General features: G+C 72.7%; 26 protein-coding genes. 16 read left to right on the top strand and 10 right to left on the bottom strand.

Going from position 1 to position 21,340, the window contains the following annotated elements:
- Positions 1-2 precede the first annotated feature (2 nt).
- Complete coding sequence (locus AB0C33_RS08475) at positions 3-584, bottom strand: A24 family peptidase (RefSeq protein ID WP_358284962.1); 582 nt, start codon at positions 582-584, stop codon at positions 3-5.
- Between the two features lie 266 nt (positions 585-850).
- Between AB0C33_RS08475 and AB0C33_RS08470 the strand changes: the two genes are divergently transcribed.
- On the top strand, positions 851-1,234 hold the full coding sequence (locus AB0C33_RS08470) for a hypothetical protein (protein ID WP_352363953.1): 384 nt from the start codon (positions 851-853) through the stop codon (positions 1,232-1,234).
- Between the two features lie 23 nt (positions 1,235-1,257).
- The gene (locus AB0C33_RS08465) at positions 1,258-1,638 is read left to right on the top strand and encodes a hypothetical protein (protein WP_358284960.1); all 381 of its coding nucleotides are present in this window, start codon (positions 1,258-1,260) and stop codon (positions 1,636-1,638) included.
- Positions 1,639-1,778: 140 nt separating this feature from the next.
- Here the strand turns inward: AB0C33_RS08465 and AB0C33_RS08460 are convergent, their stop codons facing one another.
- Positions 1,779-2,315 (bottom strand): SseB family protein, encoded by a 537-nt coding sequence (locus AB0C33_RS08460; protein ID WP_358284958.1) that lies wholly within the window; start codon positions 2,313-2,315, stop codon positions 1,779-1,781.
- Positions 2,316-2,533: 218 nt separating this feature from the next.
- On the opposite strand from AB0C33_RS08460, the gene AB0C33_RS08455 reads away from it, so the two are divergent.
- Positions 2,534-3,109 carry a nucleotidyltransferase family protein gene (locus AB0C33_RS08455; RefSeq protein WP_358284956.1) on the top strand — a complete coding sequence of 192 codons (576 nt, stop codon included), beginning with the start codon at positions 2,534-2,536 and terminating at the stop codon, positions 3,107-3,109.
- A gap of 23 nt (positions 3,110-3,132) precedes the next feature.
- Here AB0C33_RS08455 and AB0C33_RS08450 read toward each other — a convergent pair whose 3' ends face one another.
- Complete coding sequence (locus AB0C33_RS08450; RefSeq protein ID WP_358284954.1) at positions 3,133-4,224, bottom strand: ring-opening amidohydrolase; 1,092 nt, start codon at positions 4,222-4,224, stop codon at positions 3,133-3,135.
- A gap of 180 nt (positions 4,225-4,404) precedes the next feature.
- Here AB0C33_RS08450 and AB0C33_RS08445 point away from each other — a divergent pair, with 180 nt between their 5' ends.
- The 3 genes from AB0C33_RS08445 (at position 4,405) to AB0C33_RS08435 (ending at position 6,933) form a co-directional block, all read left to right on the top strand.
- A complete protein-coding gene (locus AB0C33_RS08445) occupies positions 4,405-5,073 on the top strand; it encodes an alpha/beta fold hydrolase (RefSeq protein ID WP_358284952.1) in 669 nt (222 codons plus the stop codon).
- 59 nt (positions 5,074-5,132) lie between these two features.
- Positions 5,133-5,813, top strand: coding sequence for a TMEM175 family protein (locus tag AB0C33_RS08440; protein WP_358284950.1), 681 nt, complete (start codon positions 5,133-5,135; stop codon positions 5,811-5,813).
- 88 nt (positions 5,814-5,901) lie between these two features.
- Positions 5,902-6,933 carry an FUSC family protein gene (locus tag AB0C33_RS08435; RefSeq protein ID WP_358284948.1) on the top strand — a complete coding sequence of 344 codons (1,032 nt, stop codon included), beginning with the start codon at positions 5,902-5,904 and terminating at the stop codon, positions 6,931-6,933.
- Between the two features lie 104 nt (positions 6,934-7,037).
- On the opposite strand, the gene AB0C33_RS08430 is transcribed toward AB0C33_RS08435, so the two are convergent.
- Positions 7,038-7,574, bottom strand: coding sequence for a carboxymuconolactone decarboxylase family protein (locus AB0C33_RS08430; protein WP_358284946.1), 537 nt, complete (start codon positions 7,572-7,574; stop codon positions 7,038-7,040).
- A complete protein-coding gene (locus tag AB0C33_RS08425) occupies positions 7,571-8,122 on the bottom strand; it encodes a peroxiredoxin (protein ID WP_357964755.1) in 552 nt (183 codons plus the stop codon). The genes AB0C33_RS08430 and AB0C33_RS08425 overlap by 4 nt, the downstream gene beginning before the upstream one ends.
- A gap of 116 nt (positions 8,123-8,238) precedes the next feature.
- Between AB0C33_RS08425 and AB0C33_RS08420 the strand changes: the two genes are divergently transcribed.
- Positions 8,239-9,162 carry a LysR substrate-binding domain-containing protein gene (locus AB0C33_RS08420; RefSeq protein ID WP_358284944.1) on the top strand — a complete coding sequence of 308 codons (924 nt, stop codon included), beginning with the start codon at positions 8,239-8,241 and terminating at the stop codon, positions 9,160-9,162.
- A 6-nt stretch (positions 9,163-9,168) separates the two neighbouring features.
- On the opposite strand, the gene AB0C33_RS08415 is transcribed toward AB0C33_RS08420, so the two are convergent.
- Positions 9,169-10,185 (bottom strand): aldo/keto reductase, encoded by a 1,017-nt coding sequence (locus AB0C33_RS08415; protein WP_358284941.1) that lies wholly within the window; start codon positions 10,183-10,185, stop codon positions 9,169-9,171.
- Between the two features lie 105 nt (positions 10,186-10,290).
- On the opposite strand from AB0C33_RS08415, the gene AB0C33_RS08410 reads away from it, so the two are divergent.
- Positions 10,291-10,845, top strand: a complete 555-nt coding sequence (locus AB0C33_RS08410; RefSeq protein WP_358284939.1) for a helix-turn-helix domain-containing protein — start codon at positions 10,291-10,293, stop codon at positions 10,843-10,845.
- Here the strand turns inward: AB0C33_RS08410 and AB0C33_RS08405 are convergent.
- A complete protein-coding gene (locus AB0C33_RS08405; protein ID WP_352363926.1) occupies positions 10,823-11,992 on the bottom strand; it encodes a pyridoxal phosphate-dependent aminotransferase in 1,170 nt (389 codons plus the stop codon). The genes AB0C33_RS08410 and AB0C33_RS08405 overlap by 23 nt on opposite strands.
- A 25-nt stretch (positions 11,993-12,017) precedes the next feature.
- On the opposite strand from AB0C33_RS08405, the gene AB0C33_RS08400 reads away from it, so the two are divergent.
- From AB0C33_RS08400 to AB0C33_RS08380, 5 genes are read left to right on the top strand one after another with little or no spacing between them, the layout of a single operon-like run.
- The gene (locus AB0C33_RS08400; RefSeq protein ID WP_358284937.1) at positions 12,018-13,739 is read left to right on the top strand and encodes an alpha/beta hydrolase; all 1,722 of its coding nucleotides are present in this window, start codon (positions 12,018-12,020) and stop codon (positions 13,737-13,739) included.
- Positions 13,736-14,677 (top strand): DUF418 domain-containing protein, encoded by a 942-nt coding sequence (locus AB0C33_RS08395; protein WP_358284935.1) that lies wholly within the window; start codon positions 13,736-13,738, stop codon positions 14,675-14,677. Before AB0C33_RS08400 ends, AB0C33_RS08395 begins: the two co-directional genes overlap by 4 nt.
- Positions 14,637-15,446 (top strand): carbon-nitrogen hydrolase family protein, encoded by an 810-nt coding sequence (locus AB0C33_RS08390; protein WP_358284933.1) that lies wholly within the window; start codon positions 14,637-14,639, stop codon positions 15,444-15,446. Before AB0C33_RS08395 ends, AB0C33_RS08390 begins: the two co-directional genes overlap by 41 nt.
- 4 nt (positions 15,447-15,450) lie before the next feature.
- A complete protein-coding gene (locus tag AB0C33_RS08385) occupies positions 15,451-15,897 on the top strand; it encodes a hypothetical protein (RefSeq protein ID WP_358284931.1) in 447 nt (148 codons plus the stop codon).
- Positions 15,894-16,289 carry a hypothetical protein gene (locus AB0C33_RS08380; RefSeq protein ID WP_352363918.1) on the top strand — a complete coding sequence of 132 codons (396 nt, stop codon included), beginning with the start codon at positions 15,894-15,896 and terminating at the stop codon, positions 16,287-16,289. The genes AB0C33_RS08385 and AB0C33_RS08380 overlap by 4 nt, the downstream gene beginning before the upstream one ends.
- Positions 16,290-16,293: 4 nt before the next feature.
- Here AB0C33_RS08380 and AB0C33_RS08375 read toward each other — a convergent pair whose 3' ends face one another.
- On the bottom strand, positions 16,294-17,778 hold the full coding sequence (locus AB0C33_RS08375) for a carboxyl transferase domain-containing protein (protein ID WP_358284928.1): 1,485 nt from the start codon (positions 17,776-17,778) through the stop codon (positions 16,294-16,296).
- Between the two features lie 73 nt (positions 17,779-17,851).
- Positions 17,852-19,009, bottom strand: coding sequence for a CoA transferase (locus AB0C33_RS08370; RefSeq protein WP_358284925.1), 1,158 nt, complete (start codon positions 19,007-19,009; stop codon positions 17,852-17,854).
- Between the two features lie 75 nt (positions 19,010-19,084).
- Here AB0C33_RS08370 and AB0C33_RS08365 point away from each other — a divergent pair, with 75 nt between their 5' ends.
- Genes AB0C33_RS08365 through AB0C33_RS08355 form a run of 3 tightly spaced genes read left to right on the top strand, consistent with a single transcriptional unit; the run spans position 19,085 to position 20,623 of the window.
- Positions 19,085-19,615, top strand: coding sequence for an AAA family ATPase (locus AB0C33_RS08365; protein WP_358284922.1), 531 nt, complete (start codon positions 19,085-19,087; stop codon positions 19,613-19,615).
- 47 nt (positions 19,616-19,662) lie between these two features.
- A complete protein-coding gene (locus AB0C33_RS08360) occupies positions 19,663-20,184 on the top strand; it encodes a sigma-70 family RNA polymerase sigma factor (RefSeq protein ID WP_358284919.1) in 522 nt (173 codons plus the stop codon).
- Positions 20,174-20,623, top strand: coding sequence for a hypothetical protein (locus tag AB0C33_RS08355; RefSeq protein ID WP_358284917.1), 450 nt, complete (start codon positions 20,174-20,176; stop codon positions 20,621-20,623). The genes AB0C33_RS08360 and AB0C33_RS08355 overlap by 11 nt, the downstream gene beginning before the upstream one ends.
- On the opposite strand, the gene AB0C33_RS08350 is transcribed toward AB0C33_RS08355, so the two are convergent.
- Entirely contained in the window at positions 20,601-21,281 is a 681-nt protein-coding gene (locus AB0C33_RS08350) for a histidine phosphatase family protein (protein ID WP_358284914.1), read from the bottom strand. The two genes, AB0C33_RS08355 and AB0C33_RS08350, sit on opposite strands and share 23 nt — an antisense overlap.
- Positions 21,282-21,340: the final 59 nt, after the last annotated feature.

The raw sequence follows: 21,340 nt of genomic DNA, 5'->3' as shown, positions 1-21,340 counted from the left end.
GTTCACCAGCCGAGACAGAGCGCCACGAAAGCACCGAGCAGCATGAACGGCCCGAAGGGGAACTGGGTGTGCCGGTCGCCCCGCCCGGTGAGCAGCAGCGCGACCGCGTACAGCGCGCCGAGCACCTGCCCGGCGAACGCGGCGGCCACCCACGTCTGCCAGCTCATCGCCGCCGCCGCCATGCCGATGAGCCCGGCCAGCTTGACGTCGCCGAGGCCCATCGCGGCCGGCCTGGCGAACCACAACAGGCCGTAGACGGCCGCCAGCGCCGCCGCGCCGAGCAGCGCGCGCGGCAGCTCCCCGGTGGGGAGCAGGGTCAGTGCGATGATCGGGTACGCGGGCAGCGTGATCGCGTCGGGCAGCAGGGTGGTACGCCAGTCGATGACCGCCAGCGCCGTGCCGGCCAGCGCGAGACCCGTGTACGGCGGCCCGGCGAGCCAGGCGGTCAGCGCCGTCACGGCGGCGGTCAGCAGTTCCACGCCCGGCGGCCACGGCGGCGGGGACGCGAGGTCGTCGTAGGCGTCGGCCAGCGCCCTGACCTGGTGTCCGGCGACCAGACCGAGCAGCGCCATCAGTGCGACCACGAGCAGACCCTAATGCGGCGGCCCGGCGGCCGTCCCGGGATCGCGGCGGGCGGCCCGGGTATGGCGTGCGCCAAGAGCGAACCCGCGTCCCGGCGGGCTTTCGCGCCCCGGACGGAGGGCCGCGACGCACGCCGGCGGTCATGGGTTCGGGGGCGATCCCCCAAGGAACTTTGATCGTCCGGGACGGGGTGGCACGCGGCTCCGGGGGTGGTCAGGAACTTACTTTCTGTCGTGGCCCCCCGGAAGAGTGACCGAGAGGAAGACCCATGTTCCGTGGCATCCTGGCCGGCGGCCTCGCGCTGAGCGCCGCAAGCCTCATCATGACCGGCCCCGCCGCGTACGCCGACCTGCAGGCCCCTTACGCGCGGGCCGCGGCGATCGTCGACGCCGACGGCGAGCTGAACAACGGCAAGAACATCCTCAAGACGTGGCGGGCCTCGACCGGCCGCTACTGCGTGATGGTCGACAGGCACGTCACCACGTCCGCCGCGGTGATCCAGATCACCCCGCGGGCGCCCCGCCGCCTGCCGTTCATCGCCTACCGGAACTCGTCGGCGACCTGCCACGAGTCCAACACCATCACCGTCGGCGTCTACGACACCAGCACCGGCCGGCTCGCCGACGGCGGCTTCGACCTGACCATCTCCTGACCGAGAACCGAGGGAGCACCCATATGAACATCATCCGGCGCGCTGCCGGCGTCGCGCTCGTCGCGGCGGCCGTCCTGACGCCCGCGGCGGCGTACGCGGACACGCCCTACGCCCAGGCCTCGGCCACCGTCAGGGCGGACGGCGTGGTGACCGCCAGCAAGAACGTCGAGGAGGTCAGGCGCATGTTCCGCGGGACGTACTGCGTGATCCTCAGCGACGACGTCGACTACGACGGCGACCTGGCGATCCACGTGACGCCGACGGGCCGGTCCAGCTACCCGCGCTCGCTGTCGGTGCAGCGCGGGGCGGCGATCTGCGGCGGCCACTACCGGGCGGTCGCGGTCTACAGCCAGCTCGCCGACGGCGTGGCGGCCGACACCGGGTTCTACCTGACCGTCTCCTGACGACGTCAGCTCCTGACGACGTCAGCTCCTGAGGACGTCCGGCGAACGCCCCCGGCCGGTGACGACACCGGCCGGGGGCGTCGGCTTGTTCGGCTCGCGGGAGAAGCGGTGTTCAGCCTTCTCCGCGGGAGGAGCGATGTTCAGCTGCTTCGGCGGGAGAACCAGCGGCGGCGGGGCGGGGCGGGCTCCATCCTGGCGACGGTGACGCCGCCGAGCTGGTCGACGGTGCCGGACTCGACCGCGGCCAGCGCCTTCAGCACCTCGCCCTCGATCACGAACTGCACCGGCCCGGCCACGTCGACCACGACCGCGGCGGCCTCCTCGTGCACGGCCGCCCGGCAGACCTGGAGCGTGCCGGTCTGGATGGGGCGGGCGTCCTTGCGCCATCTGGTCAGCGCGTCGGTGCCGGTGAAGGCGAGCACCGCGTGCCTGCCGTCCTGGCCGACGAGCTTGGGCAGCGCCATCTCGCTCTCCTTCTCCTGGCGCAGCCCGTGCTCACCGACCTCGGACTCGGTCAGCAGGGCGACCACCGGCACCAGCAGCCGCGCACCGCTCAGGGCGGTCAGCACGTCGGCGGGGCCGCACGCGCCCGACTCGTAGGCGGCCAGGGCGGCGGCCACGGCGGGGGCGGCGCTGCCGTCGTCGTCGGGGTCGAGTGGCTGTGGGATGGTCGGCACAACGAACGAGACTACCCGCGGGCGCCACCGCCCCCGTTCCTGGAGCCACCCTGAAGGCGTTCCCGCGACGCTCGTCAGCGTTCCTGGGATGCTCGGCGGTGTTCTGTCGGGGTTCCGGCGGCGTTCCGGCGGCGTTCCGGCGGGGTTCTGTCGGGGCGGGCTGCTAGACAGGTGCGGTGCGGATCTCTCGGCTCCCCCTCGACGAGCAGACTGCGGCTGTGCGGGCCGTGCTGGAGACCGACCCGGTGCTGGTGCGGGTGCTCGGCGGAGCCCGCTCGCTCGGCCTGCCCGGCTGGTGGCTGGCGGCGGGCGCGGTCGTCCAGGCGATCTGGAACCACGTGACCGGACGTCCGGCGGGCTACGGCGTCAAAGACTACGACCTGATCTATCACGATCCGTCCGACCTGTCGTGGGAGGCGGAGGACCGCGCGATCAGGGCCGGGCGGGAGCTGTTCGGCGACGTGCCGGTGGAGATCTGCAACGAGGCCCGCGTCCATCTGTGGTACGAGCGCCGCTTCGGCGTGCCGTGCCCGCCCTACGACAGCTCCGAGGCCGCGATCGACTCCTTCCCCAGCACCACGAGCGCGATCGGCGTCCGGCTCACCCCGTCGGGGGCGTGGCGGGTCTACGCCCCCTATGGCGTGGCCGACGCCTTCAACCTCGTGCTGCGTCCCAACCCCCGGCAGGCGCCGCGCGAGGTCTACGAGGCCAAGGCGGCGCGCTGCGCCGAAGCCTGGCCCGAGCTGACCGTGCTGCCCTGGTGCGAGCCAGGGCCTGCCGGTCGCCTCGGCTGACCGGTCAGCCGAGGCCCGGCCGGTCAGCCGAGGTCGGCGATGGCGGCGACCGGTCCGCCGCCCGACGGCCCCTGGTGCACGGCGGCCACCGAGACGAACACCGCGGGGTCGCCGGTGACCGAGGCCGCCACCCCGCCGACGGCCGCCTTGATCTGCCGGTGCCAGTGCACGTCGGAGTCGTCCAGCATGATGTTGCGCCGCCCGCGCACCCGCCCCGACGGGTCGGCCTCGCACTTCATGAACACGTTGACCAGCCGCCCGCCGAGGTCGGCGGGGTGGGGGCGGTCCGGCAGCGGCAGCCCGGAGTCCCTGATGGCCGCCCAGATGCCGTCGGCGTCGAGCGCGTCCTGCATGACGCTGTGCCCGATGCGGTAGCGCCCGCCGATGCCGCGCACGTTCCCCACCAGCACGATCTGCGCCCGGTCCAGCTCCACCCCCGACGAGCACGACGCCACCGACGAGTACAGCGACAGGTCCTTGTGGATCTGGTCGGCCCGCGGCATGTCGATCTCGCCGAGCGCGACGGCGATGCCGAGCGCGGTGGTGGAGTTGGACAGGTCCATCGACGGGCCGGTCTCCTCGATGGCGGTGTCCTGGCCGCGGCTCCTGGCCTCGGTGATGGTGGCCAGGGTGAGCAGCGGCGTCTTGGTCTGGACGTAGTGCACGTCGCGCGGATCGTCGATACCGGCGATCTTCATGGCCTCCCGCACCCCGGCGGCCACCTTCTCCACCATCGCCGGACGGCCGATGTCCTCGGGCAGGATCACCTCGCTCATCGCCACGCCCACCGAAAGGCGCGGCTCGTCGCTCATCGGCGCGTCCGCCGTGGTGGCGAAGACGGTGGCGTGCGGGCTGAGGACGCCGTCGGTGCCGCCCGACCACACCAGCGGCACGCTCTCGGGGGACGGGTGACCGTGCTCGGCCAGGACCTCGCGGAAGGCCCGGTCTGCCAGGATGCGCGTGTAGTCGTTGACGCCGCCGTTGCCCTCGGTCTTGCCGATCACCGCGAGCACCCGGCGCGCCTCGATCACCCCGTCCTCGATGAGCCGGGACAGCCCGGAGGCGTCGGTCACGCTCTCGATCGGCACCTTGCGCACTTCAATCGGGTCCGGCATGCGTTGCCCCTTCTCCAGTACCGGCTTCCCCACCGTCGCGACGCTAGCCGAGCGGCCCGGCGGGGTTCATGGGCAATGTCTGCCCATGAACGGCCGCGGCGATGTCAAGGTGCGCTGGCCGGTCAAGCTCTCGGCGGAACCTCGAAGCGCACAAAAGGAGCGAAGGTAGTGTTCCCGGATGTGATTCGCGAAGCCCACGTCAACGGCATCAAGCTCGTCTACCGCGAGGAGGGCGACCCCGCCGCTCCGCCGCTGGTCCTCCTCCACGGCAGGACCGCGAACCACAACGACTGGAACGGCATCACCCAGCACTTCGCCGCCCGTCACCACGTCCTCGCCCCCGACCTGCGCGGCCACGGGGCCAGCGACCGTCCGGGCGAGTACGCGGTGGACACGATGGCCGAGGACGTCGTGGCGCTCCTCGACCACCTGGGCCTCGACCGCGTCCGGCTGGTCGGGCACTCGCTCGGCGGCATGGTCTCCTACCACGTGGCCATGCGCCACCCCGAGCGGGTCGAGCGGCTGGTGCTGGAGGACGTCACGGCGCCGTACCCGGTCGAAGGACGGCAGCCGCTCGTGGAGGACGACTCCACCGGCTTCGACTGGCGGATGATGCACCAGACCGAGCCGTACATCGTCGATCCCGACCCGGCGCTGGCCGCCGAGCTGGGGAAGATCACGGCACCCACGCTGGTGCTGTCGGGCGGACGGCTGAGCCCGTTCGACGCCCCCGGGCTGGCCCGCCTGATCCCCGGCGCCGAGCTGGTCACGATCGAGGCCGGGCACCTCGTCCACGTCACCGAACGGGCCGCCTTCCTGGCCGCGGTGGACGCCTTCCTGGACAGGTGAGCCCAGGCAGGCCATGGCCTCTATGCTGGTCGTCCCCCCACGATTCACGGAGACCCGCTGTGTCCAGCCCCCCATCGGCCCCCCGTCCCGGCATGACCCCGGAGCGGGTCGAGATGTTCAGCGACGCGGTCTTCGCGATCGCGATCACGCTGCTCGTCCTGGAGATCCCCCGCCCGGCGGAGGACGGCTTCCGTGACCTCGCGGGCTTCCTGAGCCATCACCAGGGCTCGTTCGCGGCGTTCGCGCTGGCCTTTCTCATGTTGTGGTTCAGCTGGCGGGCCCACCACACGCTCTTCGACCAGCTCCACCGGGTCTCCCAGCCGGTCCTGCTGCTGCACGTGCCGCTGCTGCTGTGCTCGGCGTTCCTGCCGTACACGATGAACCTGTGGAGCGAGATGTCGGCGGCCGACATCGACGTCCAGGCGTCCAAGGGCCTGGCGCTGGCGCTGTTCGCGGGGACCGAGGCGCTCCTGATGTTCTGCCAGGGCGCGCTGTTCACGCTGGCCCTGTCGCAGGGGCTGCTCAACGCCCACGCGAGCAGGCGGCGCATGGCCACCTCGGCCTGGGTGTACTGGGGCTGCGGGGTGTTGTGGGCGGTCAGCGCGGTCCTGGCGTTCGGCGTCGGCGAGGACTCCACGTTCCTGTGGATGGCCACGCCGCTCGTGGTCGCGATCATCGTGCTCGTTCGCAGGCGGCTCGCCCCCGGCGTGGTTCAGCCGGATGTCACGGGGCAAACGTGACCTCAATGTCACAAAGATCCGCCAAGGTGAAAAGGTGCGAACGAGGCTCAGCGATCACGTAAGGGAACGACTGGGCACGTTCGGTCTCATGGCGCCCTCGATCGTGCAGTGCGCGGTGGGCGCGGCGCTGGCCTGGATCGTCGCCGTCGACCTGCTCGGGCACGCCCGGCCGTTCTTCGCCCCGATCTCCGTGCTGATCTGCGTCGGCGTGGGGCTCGGCCAGCGGCTGCGGCGCGTCGCCGAGCTGGTGGTCGGCGTGAGCCTCGGCGTCGGCGTCGGCGACCTGCTGGTGTCCTGGATCGGCTCGGGTCCCTGGCAGCTCGCGCTGGTCGTCGGGCTGGCCATGGCCGTCGCGCTGCTGCTCAACGGCGGGGCGCTGTTCGTCGCGCAGGCGGGCTCGTCGGCGGTGCTGGTGGCCACGCTGCTGCCCGGCGAGAACGCCGGCGGCCTCGACCGCATGGCCGACGCCCTCACCGGGGGCGTCATCGGCGTCGCGGCGGTCGCGCTGATGCCCGCCAGCCCGTTCACGATCGCGGCCAAACACCTGTCGGGGGTGCTGGACGCGCTGTCCACCGTCCTGGAGCAGGCGGCGGAGGCGATCGAGAAGCGGGACGTCGACCTGGCCGCCGAGGCGCTGGAGGAGGCGCGGACGACGCAGGCCGCCGTCGAGGAGTTCGCGATGGCGCTGGAGACCAGCAAGGAGATCACCATGATCTCGCCGCTGCACTGGCATCGCCGGGCCGCCCTGGCCCGGTACGAGACCGCCGCCGTCCCCGTCGACCTGGCCCTGCGCAACGCGCGGGTGATGGTCCGCCGCACGCTGGCCGCGCTGGGCGAGGCGAGCCCGCCGCCCACGGCGCTGGCCGAGGCGATGCGGGAGGTCTCGGAGGCGGCGCTGCTGCTGCAGCTGGAGCTGGCCGCCGGACGCGATCCCCTGCTGGCGCGGCAGGCGCTGCTCGCGGTGGCCGGCCGGGAACGGCCCGAGCGGCTGGGCTTCTCGGCGCACGTCATCATCGCGCAGCTGCGGTCGATCGCGGTGGACCTGTTGCAGGCCACGGGCCTGGAGCACGAGCAGGCCAGCCAGGCGCTCACCCCGCTCGACGAACCCCAGAGCAGCTAGCACCCCCGCGCACGCCGAAGGCGGGCACCCGTACGGGCGCCCGCCTTCGCGGTCCTGCGGTTACGCGGTTCGCGCTTTCGCGGTTCCGCGGTTCCGCGGGGAGGTCAGACCGTCTGGAGCGCGGCCTCGGCCTCCAGGGTCGCGGCGGTGGCGTTGATCACGGCGGCCACCCGCAGCGCCTCCTGGACCTGCTCACGCGGCATCCCCGCGCCCCGCAGCACCTGCTCGTGCGACTCCAGGCAGCGGCCGCAGCCGTTGATCGCCGAGACCGCCAGGCACCACAGCTCGAAGTCCGTCTTGTCCACGCCCGGGTTCCCGATCACGGTCATCCGGAGCCTGGCCGGCAGCGTCGCGTACGTCTCGTCGCCGATCAGGTGGGTGGCGCGGTAGTAGACGTTGTTCATCGCCATGATCGACGCGGCCGCCTTGGCGGCGGTGAACGCCTCGGCCGACAGGTGGTCGGCGGCGTCCTGCGAGAGCTCGGCGATGACCCGCGCCGACCTGGTGGCCAGGGCGCACGCCAGGACGGCGCCCCAGAGCTGCTGGTCGGTCAACGACGAGGTGGTCGTGACCGAGCCCAGGTTGAGCCTGGTGTCCTTGGCGTAGTCGGGCAGGAGCGACTTCAGGGTGTCGACGCTCACTGGGCCAGCAGCTTCTGGGCGTCGAGGCCGGCCTCGCCCTTGTTCCAGTTGCACGGGCACAGCTCGTCGGACTGCAGGGCGTCGAGGACCCGCAGGACCTCCTTGACGTTGCGGCCCACGGAACCGGCGGTCACCATCGAGAACTGGATCTCGTTGTTCTGGTCGACGATGAACGTGGCGCGCTGGGCGACGCCGTCCTGGCCGAGCACGCCGCAGGCCTGCGACAGCTCGCGCTTGATGTCGCTCAGCATCGGGAAGGGCAGGTCGCGCAGGTCCTCGTGGTTCTTGCGCCAGGCGTGGTGCACGAACTCGGAGTCGATCGAGACGCCGAGCACCTGGGCGTCACGGTCGGCGAACTCGCCGTTGAGACGGCCGAACTCGGCGATCTCGGTCGGGCAGACGAACGTGAAGTCCTTCGGCCAGAAGAACACCACGCGCCACTTGCCCTCGTAGGTCTTGTGGTTGATCTCAGCGAACGCCTTGTCGGGGTCGAGGTCGACACAGGCCGTGAGTTCGTACTCGGGGAAGCGGTCACCGACGGTGAGCAAGTTCCTACTCCTTCGGAGGAAGTGCGGGTCAGGGCACCTACGTTGCCGCACCTAGCATTGATTCGAGAAATCGAGTAGTTGGACCAATCTGAGAGGTGATTCCTATCAGTGAGCCCATGCCCACCCTCGCTCAGCTGCGTTCCTTCCTCGCTGTGGCCGAGCATCTCCACTTCAGGGAGGCGGCGACGGCACTGAAGATGAGCCAACCCACCCTCTCCGGAAATATCGCCTCATTGGAGGAGATATTGGACACACAGCTGCTGGAGCGGACCACCCGCAAGGTGCTGCTCACCTCCGCCGGCGAGCGCGTGGCCGAGCACGCCTGGCGGGTGCTGGCCGCCGTGGAGGACCTGATGGGCGAGGCCGCCCAGAACCGCGAGCCCTTCAGCGGCCCGGCCCACCTCGGCGTGATCCCCACCGTGGCGCCGTACGTGCTGCCCGCGCTGCTGCCCATGTTCGCCCAGCGCTTCCCGCAGCTCAAGCTGACCGTCCACGAGGCCAAGACGGACACGATCCTGGAGGAGGTCCGCGAGGGACGGCTCGACCTGGTCCTGCTCGCCCTGCCGACGGACGTGGGCGGCCTGGTGGAGACGCCGCTCTACGACGAGGACTTCCTGCTGGCCCTCCCCCACGACCACCCCCTGGCCGCGGACCCCGCGCCGCTCGACCGCGACGCGCTCAAGGGCCTGGACATCGTGCTCCTCAACCAGGGCCACTGCCTGCGCGAACAGGCCATAGACGTGTGCCGCGAGGTGGGCGCGCGGGCCACCGCGACCACGTACGCGACCAGCCTGCCGACGCTGGTGCAGCTCGTGGCGGGCGGCCTCGGCGTGACGCTGCTGCCGGAGTCGGCCGTGCCGGTGGAGACCGGCAAGCGGGTACGCCTGGCGCTGCGCCGCTTCGCCGCCCCCGCCCCCGGCCGCACGATCGGCCTGGCCTACCGCGCCTCCTCGGCCCGCGCGGCCGAGTACGACCAGCTCGCCAAGGCCGTCCGCACCGCCATCCGCCAACGCCGCCTCCCGGTCAAGCTCACCTCGTGAACGGGGTCAGCGGGGGACGAGGTGGAAGAAGGAGCCGTCGGAGGGGGTGTGGGCGGGGTCGGAGAGGTCGTCCAGGCGGGTGGCCGCCTCCGGCGGGAGGGTGAGGTCGAAGGCGGCCAGGTTCTCCCGCAGCTGCCGCACCGAACGCGGCCCGAGCAGCACCGACGTGACGCCGGGACGTCCGGCGACCCAGGCCAGGGCGACCGCGGCCGGGTCGGCCCCCAGCTCCGCCGCGACCTCGGCCAGCCCCTCGGCGACGGCCAGGTTGCGGTCGTTGAGCAGCGACTGCGCCCAGCGGGCCGCGCCGGGCATCGCGGCGCCGAGCAGGCGGCCCATGCGGCTGTCCGGGTCGGGGATCTCGCCGCGCCGGTAGCGGCCGGTCAGGACGCCGCCGCCGAGCGCGCCGTACACCACCGTGCCGAGGCCGAACCGGGCGCAGGCGGGCAGGATCTCGGCCTCGACGACCCGCTGGAGCAGCGAGTACTGCGGTTGCAGGCTCACGAACGGCGTGCCGCCCACCCGCTCGGCGGCCCACTGCGCCTCGACGATCTGCGCGGCGGTGAAGTTGGAGCAGCCGAGGTAGCGCACCTTGCCCGAACGGACGAAGCCGTCGAGGGTGGCCATCGTCTCCTCGATCGGCGTGCCCGGGTCCCACTGGTGGCACTGGTAGAGGTCGATGTAGTCGGTGCCCAGGCGGCGCAGGCTGGCCTCCAGGGCGCGGGTGAGGTGCCGCCTGGACAGGCCCCGCCCCTCCGGGCCGACCGGCATGGCGCCCTTGGTGGCCAGCACGACCCACTCGCGCCTGCCGCGCAGCGCCCGGCCGACGATCTCCTCGGTCTCGCCCCGGTGGTAGAGGTCGGCGGTGTCGATGAAGTTGCCGCCCGCGTCGAGGTAGGCGTCGATGACGCGGCCCGCCTCGGCGGCGTCGCCCGCGGCCAGGCCGTGCTCGGTGCCGAAGTTCATGGTGCCGAGGCAGGCGCGGGAGACGCGCAGCCCGGAACGTCCCATGGTCTGGAAGTGCACGAAGATACCCCTAGAATCGGAATGGCTGTTCCGCTTGGATGCGGGGAACGATACGGAACAAGGGTTCCGGATGTCAACGCGATGATGTCGACGCGAGGAGGGCCCATGCGTGCCGACGCCCGGCGCAACCGCGCCCGTGTGCTGGAGGCGGCCGAGGTCGTGCTGGCCCGCGACGGGCTCGACGCCTCGATGCGCGAGATCGCCGCGCTGGCCGGCGTGGGCGTGGGGACGATCTACCGCCAGTTCCCCACCAAGGAGGCTCTGTACGCGGCGATCGTGGCCGACCGGCAGGAGCGGCTGGCCGAGATGGCCGAAGAGCTGGCCGGCGCCGCCGACGCCGGAGCGGCCTTCTTCGAGTTCTTCGACCGCATCGTGGCCTACTCGACGGTCAAGAAGATCCTGGTGGACGCCCTGGCCAGTGCCGGCATCGACGCCAAGGCGGGCGCGCCCGACATCAGGGGCGCGATCGGCGCGCTGCTGGAGCGGGCGCAGCGGGCGGGGGCGGTGCGCGAGGACGTGGGCATGGCGGAGCTGCTCGCCCTGCTCAGCGCCGCCTGCCTGGCGGCGCAGCACCACAACTGGAGCGACGACCTGCGGGCCAGGGCCCTGGCCGTGCTGTTCGACGGCCTGCGCCGGGCTACCCCTGCGACAGGCGCTTGAGCCGGGTCACCGCCTCGTCGATGACCTCGTCCTTCTTGCAGAACGCGAAGCGGACGAAGTGTCGGCCGCGTTCGGGGTGCTCGTAGAAGACCTGCGTGGGGATGGCCACCACCCCGGCCAGCTCGGGCAGGCGGCGGGTGAGCTCCAGGCCGTCGGTGAAGCCCAGCGGCCGGATGTCGGTCTGCACGAAGTACGTGCCCGCCGGCCCGAACACCTCGAAGCCCGCCGCCGCCAGCCCGTCCATCAGCCGGTCGCGCTTGTCCTGGAGCCCGGCGCGCAACGCGGCCACCCACTCCAGCTCGGTGCGCAGCCCGTACGCCACCGCGAGCTGCCAGGGCGCGCTCGCGGTGAAGGTGAGGAACTGCTTGACCGTCGAGACCGCCCGCACCAGCTCGGGCGGCGCGCACACCCAGCCGGTCTTCCAGCCCGTGACCGAGAACGTCTTGCCCGCCGAGGAGATCATGACCGTGCGCTCGCGCATGCCGGGCAGCGTGGCCAGCGGGACGTGCTCGACGCCGTCGAAGGTGAGGTGCTCGTAGACCTCGTCGGTGATCGCGATCAGGCCGTGCTCCTGGCACAGCTCGGCGATGACCGTCAGCTCGTCCCTGGTGAAGACCGTCCCCGTCGGGTTGTGCGGTGAGTTGACCAGGATCGCCCGGGTACGCGGCGTGACGGCGGCACGCAGCTCGTCGGGGTCGAAGGTGAAGCGGCCGTCCACCGGACGCAGCGTCACCGCCGCGAGCCTGGCCTGGGCCAGCGCGATCGAGGCCGCGTAGGAGTCGTAGTACGGCTCGAACGCGATCACCTCGTCGCCCGGCTCGCACAGCGCCAGCACGCTCGCCGCGATGGCCTCGGTGGCGCCCACGGTGACCAGCACCTCGCCCGCCGGGTCGTAGTCGAGCCGGTAGTGGGCCATCCGGTGCTCCGAGACCGCCTGCCGGAGCTCCAGCACGCCAGGCCCCGGCGGGTACTGGTTGGCGCCCGAGGTGATCGCCTGCACGGCGCGGTCGAGCATGGCGGCCGGGCCGTCGGTGTCAGGGAAGCCCTGTCCGAGGTTGATGGACCCGGTCTGCACGGCGAGCGCGCTCATCTCGGCGAAAATCGTCGTGCCGAAGGCGCGCATCCTGGAAACAAGTGGTTCGGTCACGCCCCCACACTATTAGTCTCGTCTCGTGATCATCCGGGTCGTGCTAGCCCTCGCCCTGAGCGTTCCCCTCGTCACGCCTGCCACGCCTCCTCCCGTGGAGTCCGCGCCCTGCCCGGTCGCCGTGCCGGAGCACACCGTCTGCGGGTTCCTGCTGGTCCCCGAGCGCCGCGACACGCCGGGCCGGACCATCAAGGTCGGGTACGCCGTGCACACCTCGACGGCCGCCGGCCGCAAACCTGATCCGATCGTCTACATGGGCGGCGGGCCGGCGTCGTCGTCGTTGCAGCTCACCGGGTTCCTGAGCCAGATGTTCCCCGACCGCGACGTGGTGACGATCGAGCAGCGCGGCGGGAAGTACTCCCGTCCGGTGCTGGGCTGCCCCGAGACGGCCGAGGCGCTGCTCGGACGGCTGCGCAGGCCGCCCGCCGACGTGGGCGCGGCGGCCCGGCGCTGCCGCGCCCGCCTCCAGGAGCAGGGCATCGACCTGCGCGGCTACAACACCAAGGAGATCGCCGCCGACGTGGTCGCCCTGCGCCAGGCGCTCGGCCATCCCTCCTGGAACCTGTTCGGCGTCAGCTACTCCACCCGCGTCATGGCCGACGTCGCCGCGGCCGACCCGCAGGGCGTGCGCTCGGTCGTGCTGGACTCGTTCCTGCCCGAGTCCGTGGCCTGGTACGACGACGCCGACCGCAACCTGAGTGACACCGTGGCCGCGCTCGGCGTGGGCGACGCCTTCGACCGGGTGGTGGCCGGGCTCAACCGCTCCCCCGCCCGGGTGCCGACCACCGATCCGCTGCTCGGCCGGCCGTTCACGGCGACGATGTCCGGCGACGACGTGGCCACCGTCCTGGCCGAGGCGCTGCACGAGGCGGACGTGTCGGCCGTGGCGCCCGCGCTGGTCGGCGGGCTGGCCGAGGGGCACGACGAACTGCTGCGGCCGCTGGCCGACGCGGTGGGCGAGGGGCTGGTGTCGCACGAGTTCGGGCTGTACCACGCGGTGCAGTGCCAGGACGAGGTGCCGTTCAACACCTTCACCACCAAATCCCGACTTTTCACGGTAAACGCGGACAAAGCGGTGTGTGATGCGTGGCAACTTCCCCAATCCGCCCCCGTGAACGCCGTCCCCAAGGCCCCTGTCTACGTCGTCGGCGGCGATCGGGACCCCACCACCCCCGCCAGGACGGCCGGGCCCGCCGCCAGGGCCATCCCCGGCGCCCGGTTCGAGACGTTCCGCGGCAGCCACGCCGTCTTCCTCAGCAGCGCGTGCGCCAGGAAGCACATCGCCGAGTTCGTCGAGTCCCCAGGCGGCGTGTCGCCGAAGCCGTGCGAGCCCGACCCGGGCTTGCCGCCCACGCTCCGGCTCGCCGACACGCACGTCACCGGCGCGCCGTACCGGATCTCGCAGGCGCCCTGGCTGGCCGCGCCCTTCGCGCTGTTCGCCCTCGTCTCGCTCGTCCAGCTCGCCGCGGGCGCGCTGCGCGGCAGGTCGGTGACCGCCTTCGCGGGGCTGGCCGGCGTGGCGTCCGCCGGGCTGACCGGCCAGGCCGTCTACGGTATGGCGAGCAGGAACGAGACGGCCCTGGCCGTCGGCGTCCCCGCCTCGGTCGGCGGCCTGTACACGTGGATCGCGGTGGCCTCGGCCGTGCTGAGCGTCGCGGCCCTGTTCCACGCACGGCGGTGGCCGCACATCGTGGCGGCGGTCACCGGCGCCGGATTCCTCGTATGGTGGTTCACCTGGTTCCTGTGACGCGCATCCGTGAGCTGGACGCCCTCCGCGGCTTCGCGGTGGGCGGCATCATGCTGGTCAACACCTGGCAGCACGCGAGCCACGAGCCCTACACCGGCATCGACCGCACGATCGAGGCGCTGTTCCAGAGCCGCTTCTACCCGATCTTCTCGCTGCTGTTCGGCATCAGCTTCGTGCTGTTCCTCGACCGTTCGGGAAGCCGCTGGGCGTTGGCCCGCCGGCTGGCCTGGCTGGCCTGCTTCGGCCTGCTCCAGCACACCTTCTACGAGGGCGAGGTGCTGACCGACTACGCCCTCTACGGCCTGGTGGTGCTGCTGCCCGCCTCGTTCCTGCCGGGCGGCCTGCCGGTGCTGGCGCTCGGCGTCGTGGCGACCGTCTGGGCCACATGGCACGGCGCGGGCCCGTCGCTCATCCCCGGGCTGTTCCTGGTCGGCATGGGGCTGATGCGGCTGCGCCCGCCGCGGAGCCTGCTAGCCCCCGTGTTCGCGGCCTCGGCGCTGACCTCCCTGGTGCTGACGGCCACCTGGGCGGGCGTCGCGGAGGCGCCGGGGGCGGGCGACTGGACCGTCTACAGCGTGGCCGCGCTGTCGGGGGCGGCGGCGTACGCCAGTGGGCTGCTGCTGGCGCTGCGGCCGTGGTCGTCGGCCCTGCTGGAGCCGCTGGGCCGGATGGCGCTGACGAACTACGTCACCGGCACGGCGGTGATCGCGCTGTGCACGGTCCCGCTGAAGACCGGCGCCACCCGCTGGCCGGTGCTCGCGGTGGCGCTGACGACCGTGGTGGCGCAGACGTTGTTCAGCGGCTGGTGGCTCACCAGATTTCGGTACGGCCCACTTGAGTGGATCTGGCGGTGCCTGACCTGGTTTCGACTGGTGCCCAACCGGTTAGAGTCGGGCCGTGACCACAATCGCCCTCTGCCAGATTCCGGTCTCTCCTGACCCGGCCACCAACCTCAAGAGGGCCAGGGAGGCGCTCGCCCGCGCCGAGGGGGCCGACCTGGCGATCTTCCCCGAGGCCACGCTCACCCGTTACGGCAGGCGCGTCACCGAGCTGGCCGAGCCGCTCGACGGGCCGTTCGTGTCGGGGCTGGCGGAGGCGGCCCGCACCCACGGCCTGGCGGTGATCGCCGGCGTGTTCGAGCCGGGCGAGGGCCCGGCCGGCGCGAAGGTGCACAACACGGCCGTGGCGATCGGCCCCGACGGCGGGATCAAGGCCGCCTACCGGAAGATCCACCTGTTCGACTCCTTCGGCTCCAAGGAGTCCGACCTGGTGGCGCCGGGCGCCGAGCCGGCCGTGGTCGAGCTGGCCGGGCTGCGCGTCGGGCTGGTCACCTGCTACGACATCCGCTTCCCCGAGCTGACCAGGGCGCTGGTCGACAAGGGCGCCGACCTGTTCGCGGTGATCGCCGCCTGGGGGTCGGGCCCGCTGAAGGAGGACCATTGGGTCACGCTGGTCCGCGCACGGGCCCTGGAGAACACGATGTGGACGGCCGCCGTCGGCCAGGCGCCCAACCCGGAGGAGTCGAAGGACGGGTTCGGCGTGGGGCGCAGCATGCTGGTCGACCCGCTCGGAGTGGTCCGGGCCGACCTCGGCACCGGTCCGGGGGTCCAGCTCGTCCGCCTCGACACCGAATGGACGGCCACCGCCAGGGCCATGCTCCCGTGTCTGGATCACCGGGTGCTCAAGGGTCAACCGACCGTAAAGTAGAGCCATGAGCGGAACGCAGATGCAGAAGGTCGTGCCGCCGCGTCTGCTCGTGCCGTACCTGTCGGGCAAGCGCACGGTGATCTCCGGCTACGTCTACCGGGTCCAGGACTGCGTCAGGCTGACCACGCCGGCGGCCCTCTACTACGGCCTCGACCTGTCCTTCGACGGCTCGGAGCTGTTCCCCGAGGTGCCCGAGCTCTACCTGATGCGCTGGCACGCCCGCGACGTCGACACCTACGCGGTGCCCTACGGCCCGCACATGGGAGGCGACTGGAGCGACGTGCCGCCGTTCGCCGGCAACGGGTTCACCACCTCGCCCGACCACGTGGTGCCGCAGTTCCACACCGTCCCGATGCCGATCCCGGCGGGGGCGGAGATCGTCCACGTCACCGACGAGGGCGAGCGGCCCTTCGCCGGCTACGACGGCCTGACCTGGCGGCCCGCCGCATGAGCGAGGAGATCACGCCGGTCGCCTCCGGCTTCGTGGCCCGGTTCGGCGAGCGTACGCTGCCGGCCGCGCTCGGCCCCGACAACGACCAGGTGGTGCTGTTCAGCGAGGTGGAGCTCGACGGCTTCGAGCCCGCCTCGGGCTACTGGCGGCGGGTGGTGGCCAGGTCGCGGCTGGAGTGGCTGGTGCTCGTCCGCACCGTCGGCGCCTTCGGCGGCGAGCCGTGCATCGTCCTCGACGAGGACGACGACGGCCTGCACATCGCCTACACCGGCCACAGCGGCATGAAGGCCGAGGCGCTCGGCTACTGGATGGTCGACCACGGCGCGTACGAGGTGGTCGTGCCGCGCGAGGAGGTCTTCTCCATCCGCGTCGAACGCATCCCCGTGCCGTAGGAGGTCAGCCCAGGGCGCGGTAGCGGGCCAGGCGGGCCGCCAGGCGGTCGGCCGGCGGCGCCTCCAGCAGCTTGGCGATCTCGTGCTCCAGCGCCCGCCCCACGCGCTCACAGAACTGCCTGGGCTCGTAGGCGGCGTCCGGCAGCTCGGGGATCACCCGGTCGACGATGCCGTCGCGCCGCAGGTCGGTGGCCCGGATGTGCTGGGCCTGGGCGATCTCGGGGGCGAAGTCGACCGACCGGTAGAGGATGGCCGAGGCGCCCTCCGGCGGCAGCGGCGACAACCAGGCGTGCTGCGCGCACAACACCCGGTCGGCCGGCAGCAGCGCCAGCGCCGCCCCGCCCGCGCCCTCGCCGAGCAGCAGGCACACGGTCGGCGCGTCGAGGGTGACCAGCTCGGCCAGGCAGCGGGCGATCTCGGCGGCCAGCCCGCCCTCCTCGGCCGACTTCGACAGGTCGGCCCCCGCGGTGTCGACCACGGTGACCAGCGGCAGCCCCAGCTCGGCCGCCAGGCGCATGCCGCGCCTGGCCACCCTGAGCCCGGCCGGGCCGAGCGGCGAGCGCCGGCGCTGTCTTCGCCGGTCCTGGCCGAGCACCACGGCGGGCGCCGACCCGAACCTGGCCAGCGCCAGCACGAGCCCCGGCTCGTTCTCGCCGGCGCCGCTGCCGCTGAGCGGCGTCACGTCGGTGGCGGCCAGCTTGAGCAGCGTGCGCACGCCCGGACGGTCGTCGCGGCGCGAGCGGGTGATCGCCTCCCACGCCTCCACCGGCCGCAGGTCCTCCGCGGGCGGCTCGCCCGCCTCGACGCCGGTACGCGCGGCGCACAGCACGGAAAGGGCCCTGATCGCGACCCGGCGGGCGTCGTCGGCCGACACGACGGCGTCGACCAGGCCGTGCTCGTAGAAGTTCTCGGCCACCTGGACGCCCTCGGGAAAGGGGTAACCGTGCAGCGCCTCGAACACCCGCGGCCCGAGGAACCCGATCAGCGCCCCCGGCTCGGCCGCCGTGACGTGCCCGAGCGAGCCCCAGGAGGCCAGCACGCCGCCCGTCGTCGGGTGGCGCAGGTAGACGACGTACGGCAGCCCGGCCGCGCGGTGCTCCTGCACCGCGACGGTGATCCGGACCATCTGGACGAACGCCAGCGCCCCCTCCTGCATCCGGGTGCCGCCCGAGGCCGGGGCGGCCAGCAGCGGCAGCCGCTCACGCGTGGCGCGCTCGACCGCGGCCGCGATGCGGGTGGCCGCGGCGACCCCGACCGACCCCGCCATGAAGGAGAACTCGCAGACCACGACGGCGACTCTGCGGCCGTCGAGCAGCCCCTCGCCGGTGATCACCGACTCGTCGTAGCCGGACTTCACGCGGGCCGCGGCCAGCTCCTCGGCATAGGAGGAGCCGGGCTCCGCCGGATCGGCGGGCGGCGCGTCCCACGACTTCCACGACCCCCTGTCGAGGACCGCTTCGATCAGTGTGCGCGCGTCCGGACGGCTCACTATCGCTCCTAACGATCAACCGATGATGCCATGGTGACGCACGAGGGTACATGCCGGAGCCGGGAATTGCCGATCATCCCTCCCGCTCTTCGAGCCAGGCGAGCACGGCCTCGCCGTCCTGGCCGAGCGCGGGGGGCGCGGTGTGCTCGGCCGCGGGCAGGCCGTCGAAGCGCAGCGGCGGCCCGGGAAGCTCGATCGGGCCCAGCACGGGGTGGTCCACCTGGACCAGGAGGCCCTGGGAGCGGGTCTGCTCCCAGGCGTAGACCTCGTCGATCGACCTGATCGCGCCCGCGGGCACGCCGGCCTCGCCCAGCCTGGCCAGCCAGTGGGCGCGGTCGTGGTCGGCCAGGGCCTTCTCCATGTCGGCGATCAGCTCGTCCCGGTGTGCGAATCTCTGCCTGTTGGTCGCATATTTCGCCACATCAGGGTCGATGTCGAGTAGCTTGGCGACCTTCTTCCACTGGCCGTCGTTCGCCACGGCGATCTGCAGCATGCCGTCGGCGCAGCGGAAGGCGCCGTAGGGCGCGATGGAGGCGTGGTGGTTGCCGTTGGCGCCGGGGACCTGGCCGCCGACCGTCCAGGCCGTGCCGTGGTAGGAGTGGACGCCCGTGACCGCGGCCAGCAGGGACGTGCGCACCACCCGGCCCCGGCCGGTGCGCTCGCGCTCGTACAGGGCCGCCGCCACGCCGTACGCGCCGTGGATGCCGGCCAGCAGGTCGGCGATCGAGGCGCCCACCCGGTACGGCTCCTCGCGCGAGGGACCGGTCAGCGACATCAGCCCCGCCTCGCCCTGGGCGATCACGTCGTAGCCCGGCCGGCCGCCCTCGGGCCCGTCGTGGCCGAACCCGGTGATCGACAGGACGACCAGGCGCGGGTTGAGCTCGTGCAGGCGCTCGACGGGGAAGCCGAGCCGGTCGAGCACGCCGGTGCGGAAGTTCTCGATCAGCACGTCGCTCTGCCGGACGAGCCGCTCGATGAGCTGCCTGCCCTCGGCGGACTTGAGATCGACCGCGATGGACTGCTTGTTGCGGTTGGCCGCCAGGAAGTAGGTCGAGATGTCGTGGTCGGGCCCCACGAAGGGCGGCCCCCATCCGCGCGAGTCGTCACCCCCGTCCGGATGCTCCACCTTGATCACCCGGGCGCCCAGGTCGCCGAGCATCTGCGCGGCGTGCGGCCCCGCCAGGGCCCTGGACAGATCGAGGACGACGACGTCGCCGAGGGGTCCGAGCAAGGTCAACCTCCAGCTTGCGTTGGGCCGGAAGAATATTCTCTCAGGCGGCCGTCCACCATCGCCTACCCTGGTCCGGTGAAATCCCTGGCCCGCCGCATCCAGGCCCTGCCGCCCTCCTGCGGGCCCGTCCGCCTGGTGGCCGTCGACGGCCCGGCAGGCTCGGGCAAGACCACGTTCGCCGGCCGGCTCGGCGCGGCGCTCGGCTGCCAGGTGATCCACAGCGACGACTTCCCCGTCCACTGGGACGACGGCCCCGGCGCCTGGTTCCGGCTGCTGGACGAGCAGGTCCTGCAACCGCTGCGGCACGGCCGCCCGGCCGGTTTCCGCCGGTACGACTGGGTGCGCGAGCGCTACGCCGACCAGGTCTCCGTGCCGGCCGCGCCCGTGCTGGTCGTCGAGGGCGTCGGCACCGCCCGCCGGTCGGCCGCCCGCCTGCTGGCCTTCACCGTCTGGGTGGAGGCCCCCGAGGCCGTGCGGCTGCGGCGCGTCCTCGACCGCGACGGCCCCGAGCTCGAACCCCGGTGGCGGCAGTGGTTCGCCGCCGAACGGGCCTGGTTCGCCGCCGACCGCACCCGCGAGCGCGCCGACCTCGTCGTCGAGACGTGAACCGGGTCGCCCTCCCGCCCGACTGAGCAGGGTGACGGAAGGACGACATGACAGATGAGCTGCTCGTCGTACGCGCCCAGCTGGGCGAGCGCGCGGCGATCGCCGAACTCGTACGCCGCTGGCACACCCCGGTCTGGACCTACGTCCGGCGCATGCTGGACGCCGAGCGGGCCGACGACGTCGCCCAGGAGATCTGGGCGACCGTCGTGCGCGGCCTGCCCCGGCTGCGCGCGCCCGGACGGTTCGCGCCCTGGCTGTTCACCATCGCCCGCCGGGCGGTCACCGACCGCCTGCGCGAGGAGTACGCGCGGGCGGAGAGCGCGGCCGAGCCGGAACCGGTGACCGAGGACCCCGCCGAGGCCGTCGTCGACCGCGCCGGCCTGCTCGCCGCCCTGTCCGCCCTGCCCCCTCCCGAGCGGGAGATCCTCGTCCTGCACTACCTGGAGGACCTGCCGGTCGAGGAGTGCGCCCAGATCTGCGGCATCCCCGCCGGAACCGTCAAGTCCAGACTCAGCCGCGCCCGCCGCCTCCTGCGCGACCACCTGAAGGAGATCGACCATGACCGATGAGCCGCGCCTGACCGCCGACCAGATCATCGAGCGCCTCGAACCGTCGCTGTCGCCGTGGCGGCGCGTGCGCGCGCTGACCGCCCTGCTCGCCGGGGCCGCCGGGACGGTCTTCGTCTGCGCCCTGTGGTGGACCGAGCCCGGCCCGCTGCCCGGCCGCACCCACCTGGCCTTCGCCGCCCTCACCGCGTTCTGCCTGGCCTGGGCCTGCTACGGCGGCTGGCTGAGCACGCGCAGAACGCCGCTGTTCGCCCGCGACCGGGTGATCGCCGGCTGGATCGCCCTGGCGGCGGCCCTGCTCACCACCGCGCTCGTCGCCGCCGTGGCCACCGGCGCGCTGGCGCTCGGGCTGGCGTTCGTGGCGGTGAGCGCCGTGCTGACCGGGCAGGCCCACGCGCGGCGGGCGCGGCTGCTGCGGCTCAAGCGGGATCTAGGTGGGTGACGTCGTTGAACGCCACCACCTCGAACCCTCCGCCCGCGGCCCGCCAGACCGACACCGACGCGTTCAGCACCGGCGCGAACCGCAGGACGTCGGCCAGGTCGGCGTCGTCCCGCCCGGCCATGACGTGGCGCAGGCCCAGCACCACCGAGTCGTGAGCGACGATCAGCACCCGCCGCCCGTCCGCCGCCGCGCGCAGCCCGTGCAGGAAGTCCTTCAGCCGGGCCACCACGTCGGCCAGCGACTCGCCGCCGGGCGGGCGGTAGGCGTAGGGGCCCTCGGCCCGCATCCGCCGCACCTCGCCGGGGAACCGCTCGCCGATGGCGGCCAGGTTGAACCGGGCGAAATCGCCCGACTCCTGGTCTCTGAGCCGCTCGTCCACGGTGACCGGCAGCGCGCCGGCGCCCCAGGTCTCGTGGGCGGCCTTCCAGGTGTCGAGGGCCCGCAGGTAGGGGGAGCACCACACCTCCTCGGGCGCCTCGCCGGCGGGCAGCCCGGCCAGCATCCGGCCGAGCGCCCGCGCCTGCAGCAGGCCGAGATCGGTCAGCGTCACCTCGTGGTCGCCCCGCTCGTAGACCAGTGGCCGGTCGCCGGCCTGCGCGTGCGCCAGGTTCGCCTGGCTCTCCCCGTGGCGTACGGCGACGATCCGCGAAGGTCCCATGGCCGCCATCCTCGCATCCGGACGCCGTACCTCGCCGAAGCCGCCGGAGCGGGCCGTCG

Source organism: Nonomuraea sp. NPDC048881, assembly GCF_040649795.1.
GTDB lineage: Bacteria > Actinomycetota > Actinomycetes > Streptosporangiales > Streptosporangiaceae > Nonomuraea.
This window is presented reverse-complemented; position numbering and strand designations above follow the sequence as displayed.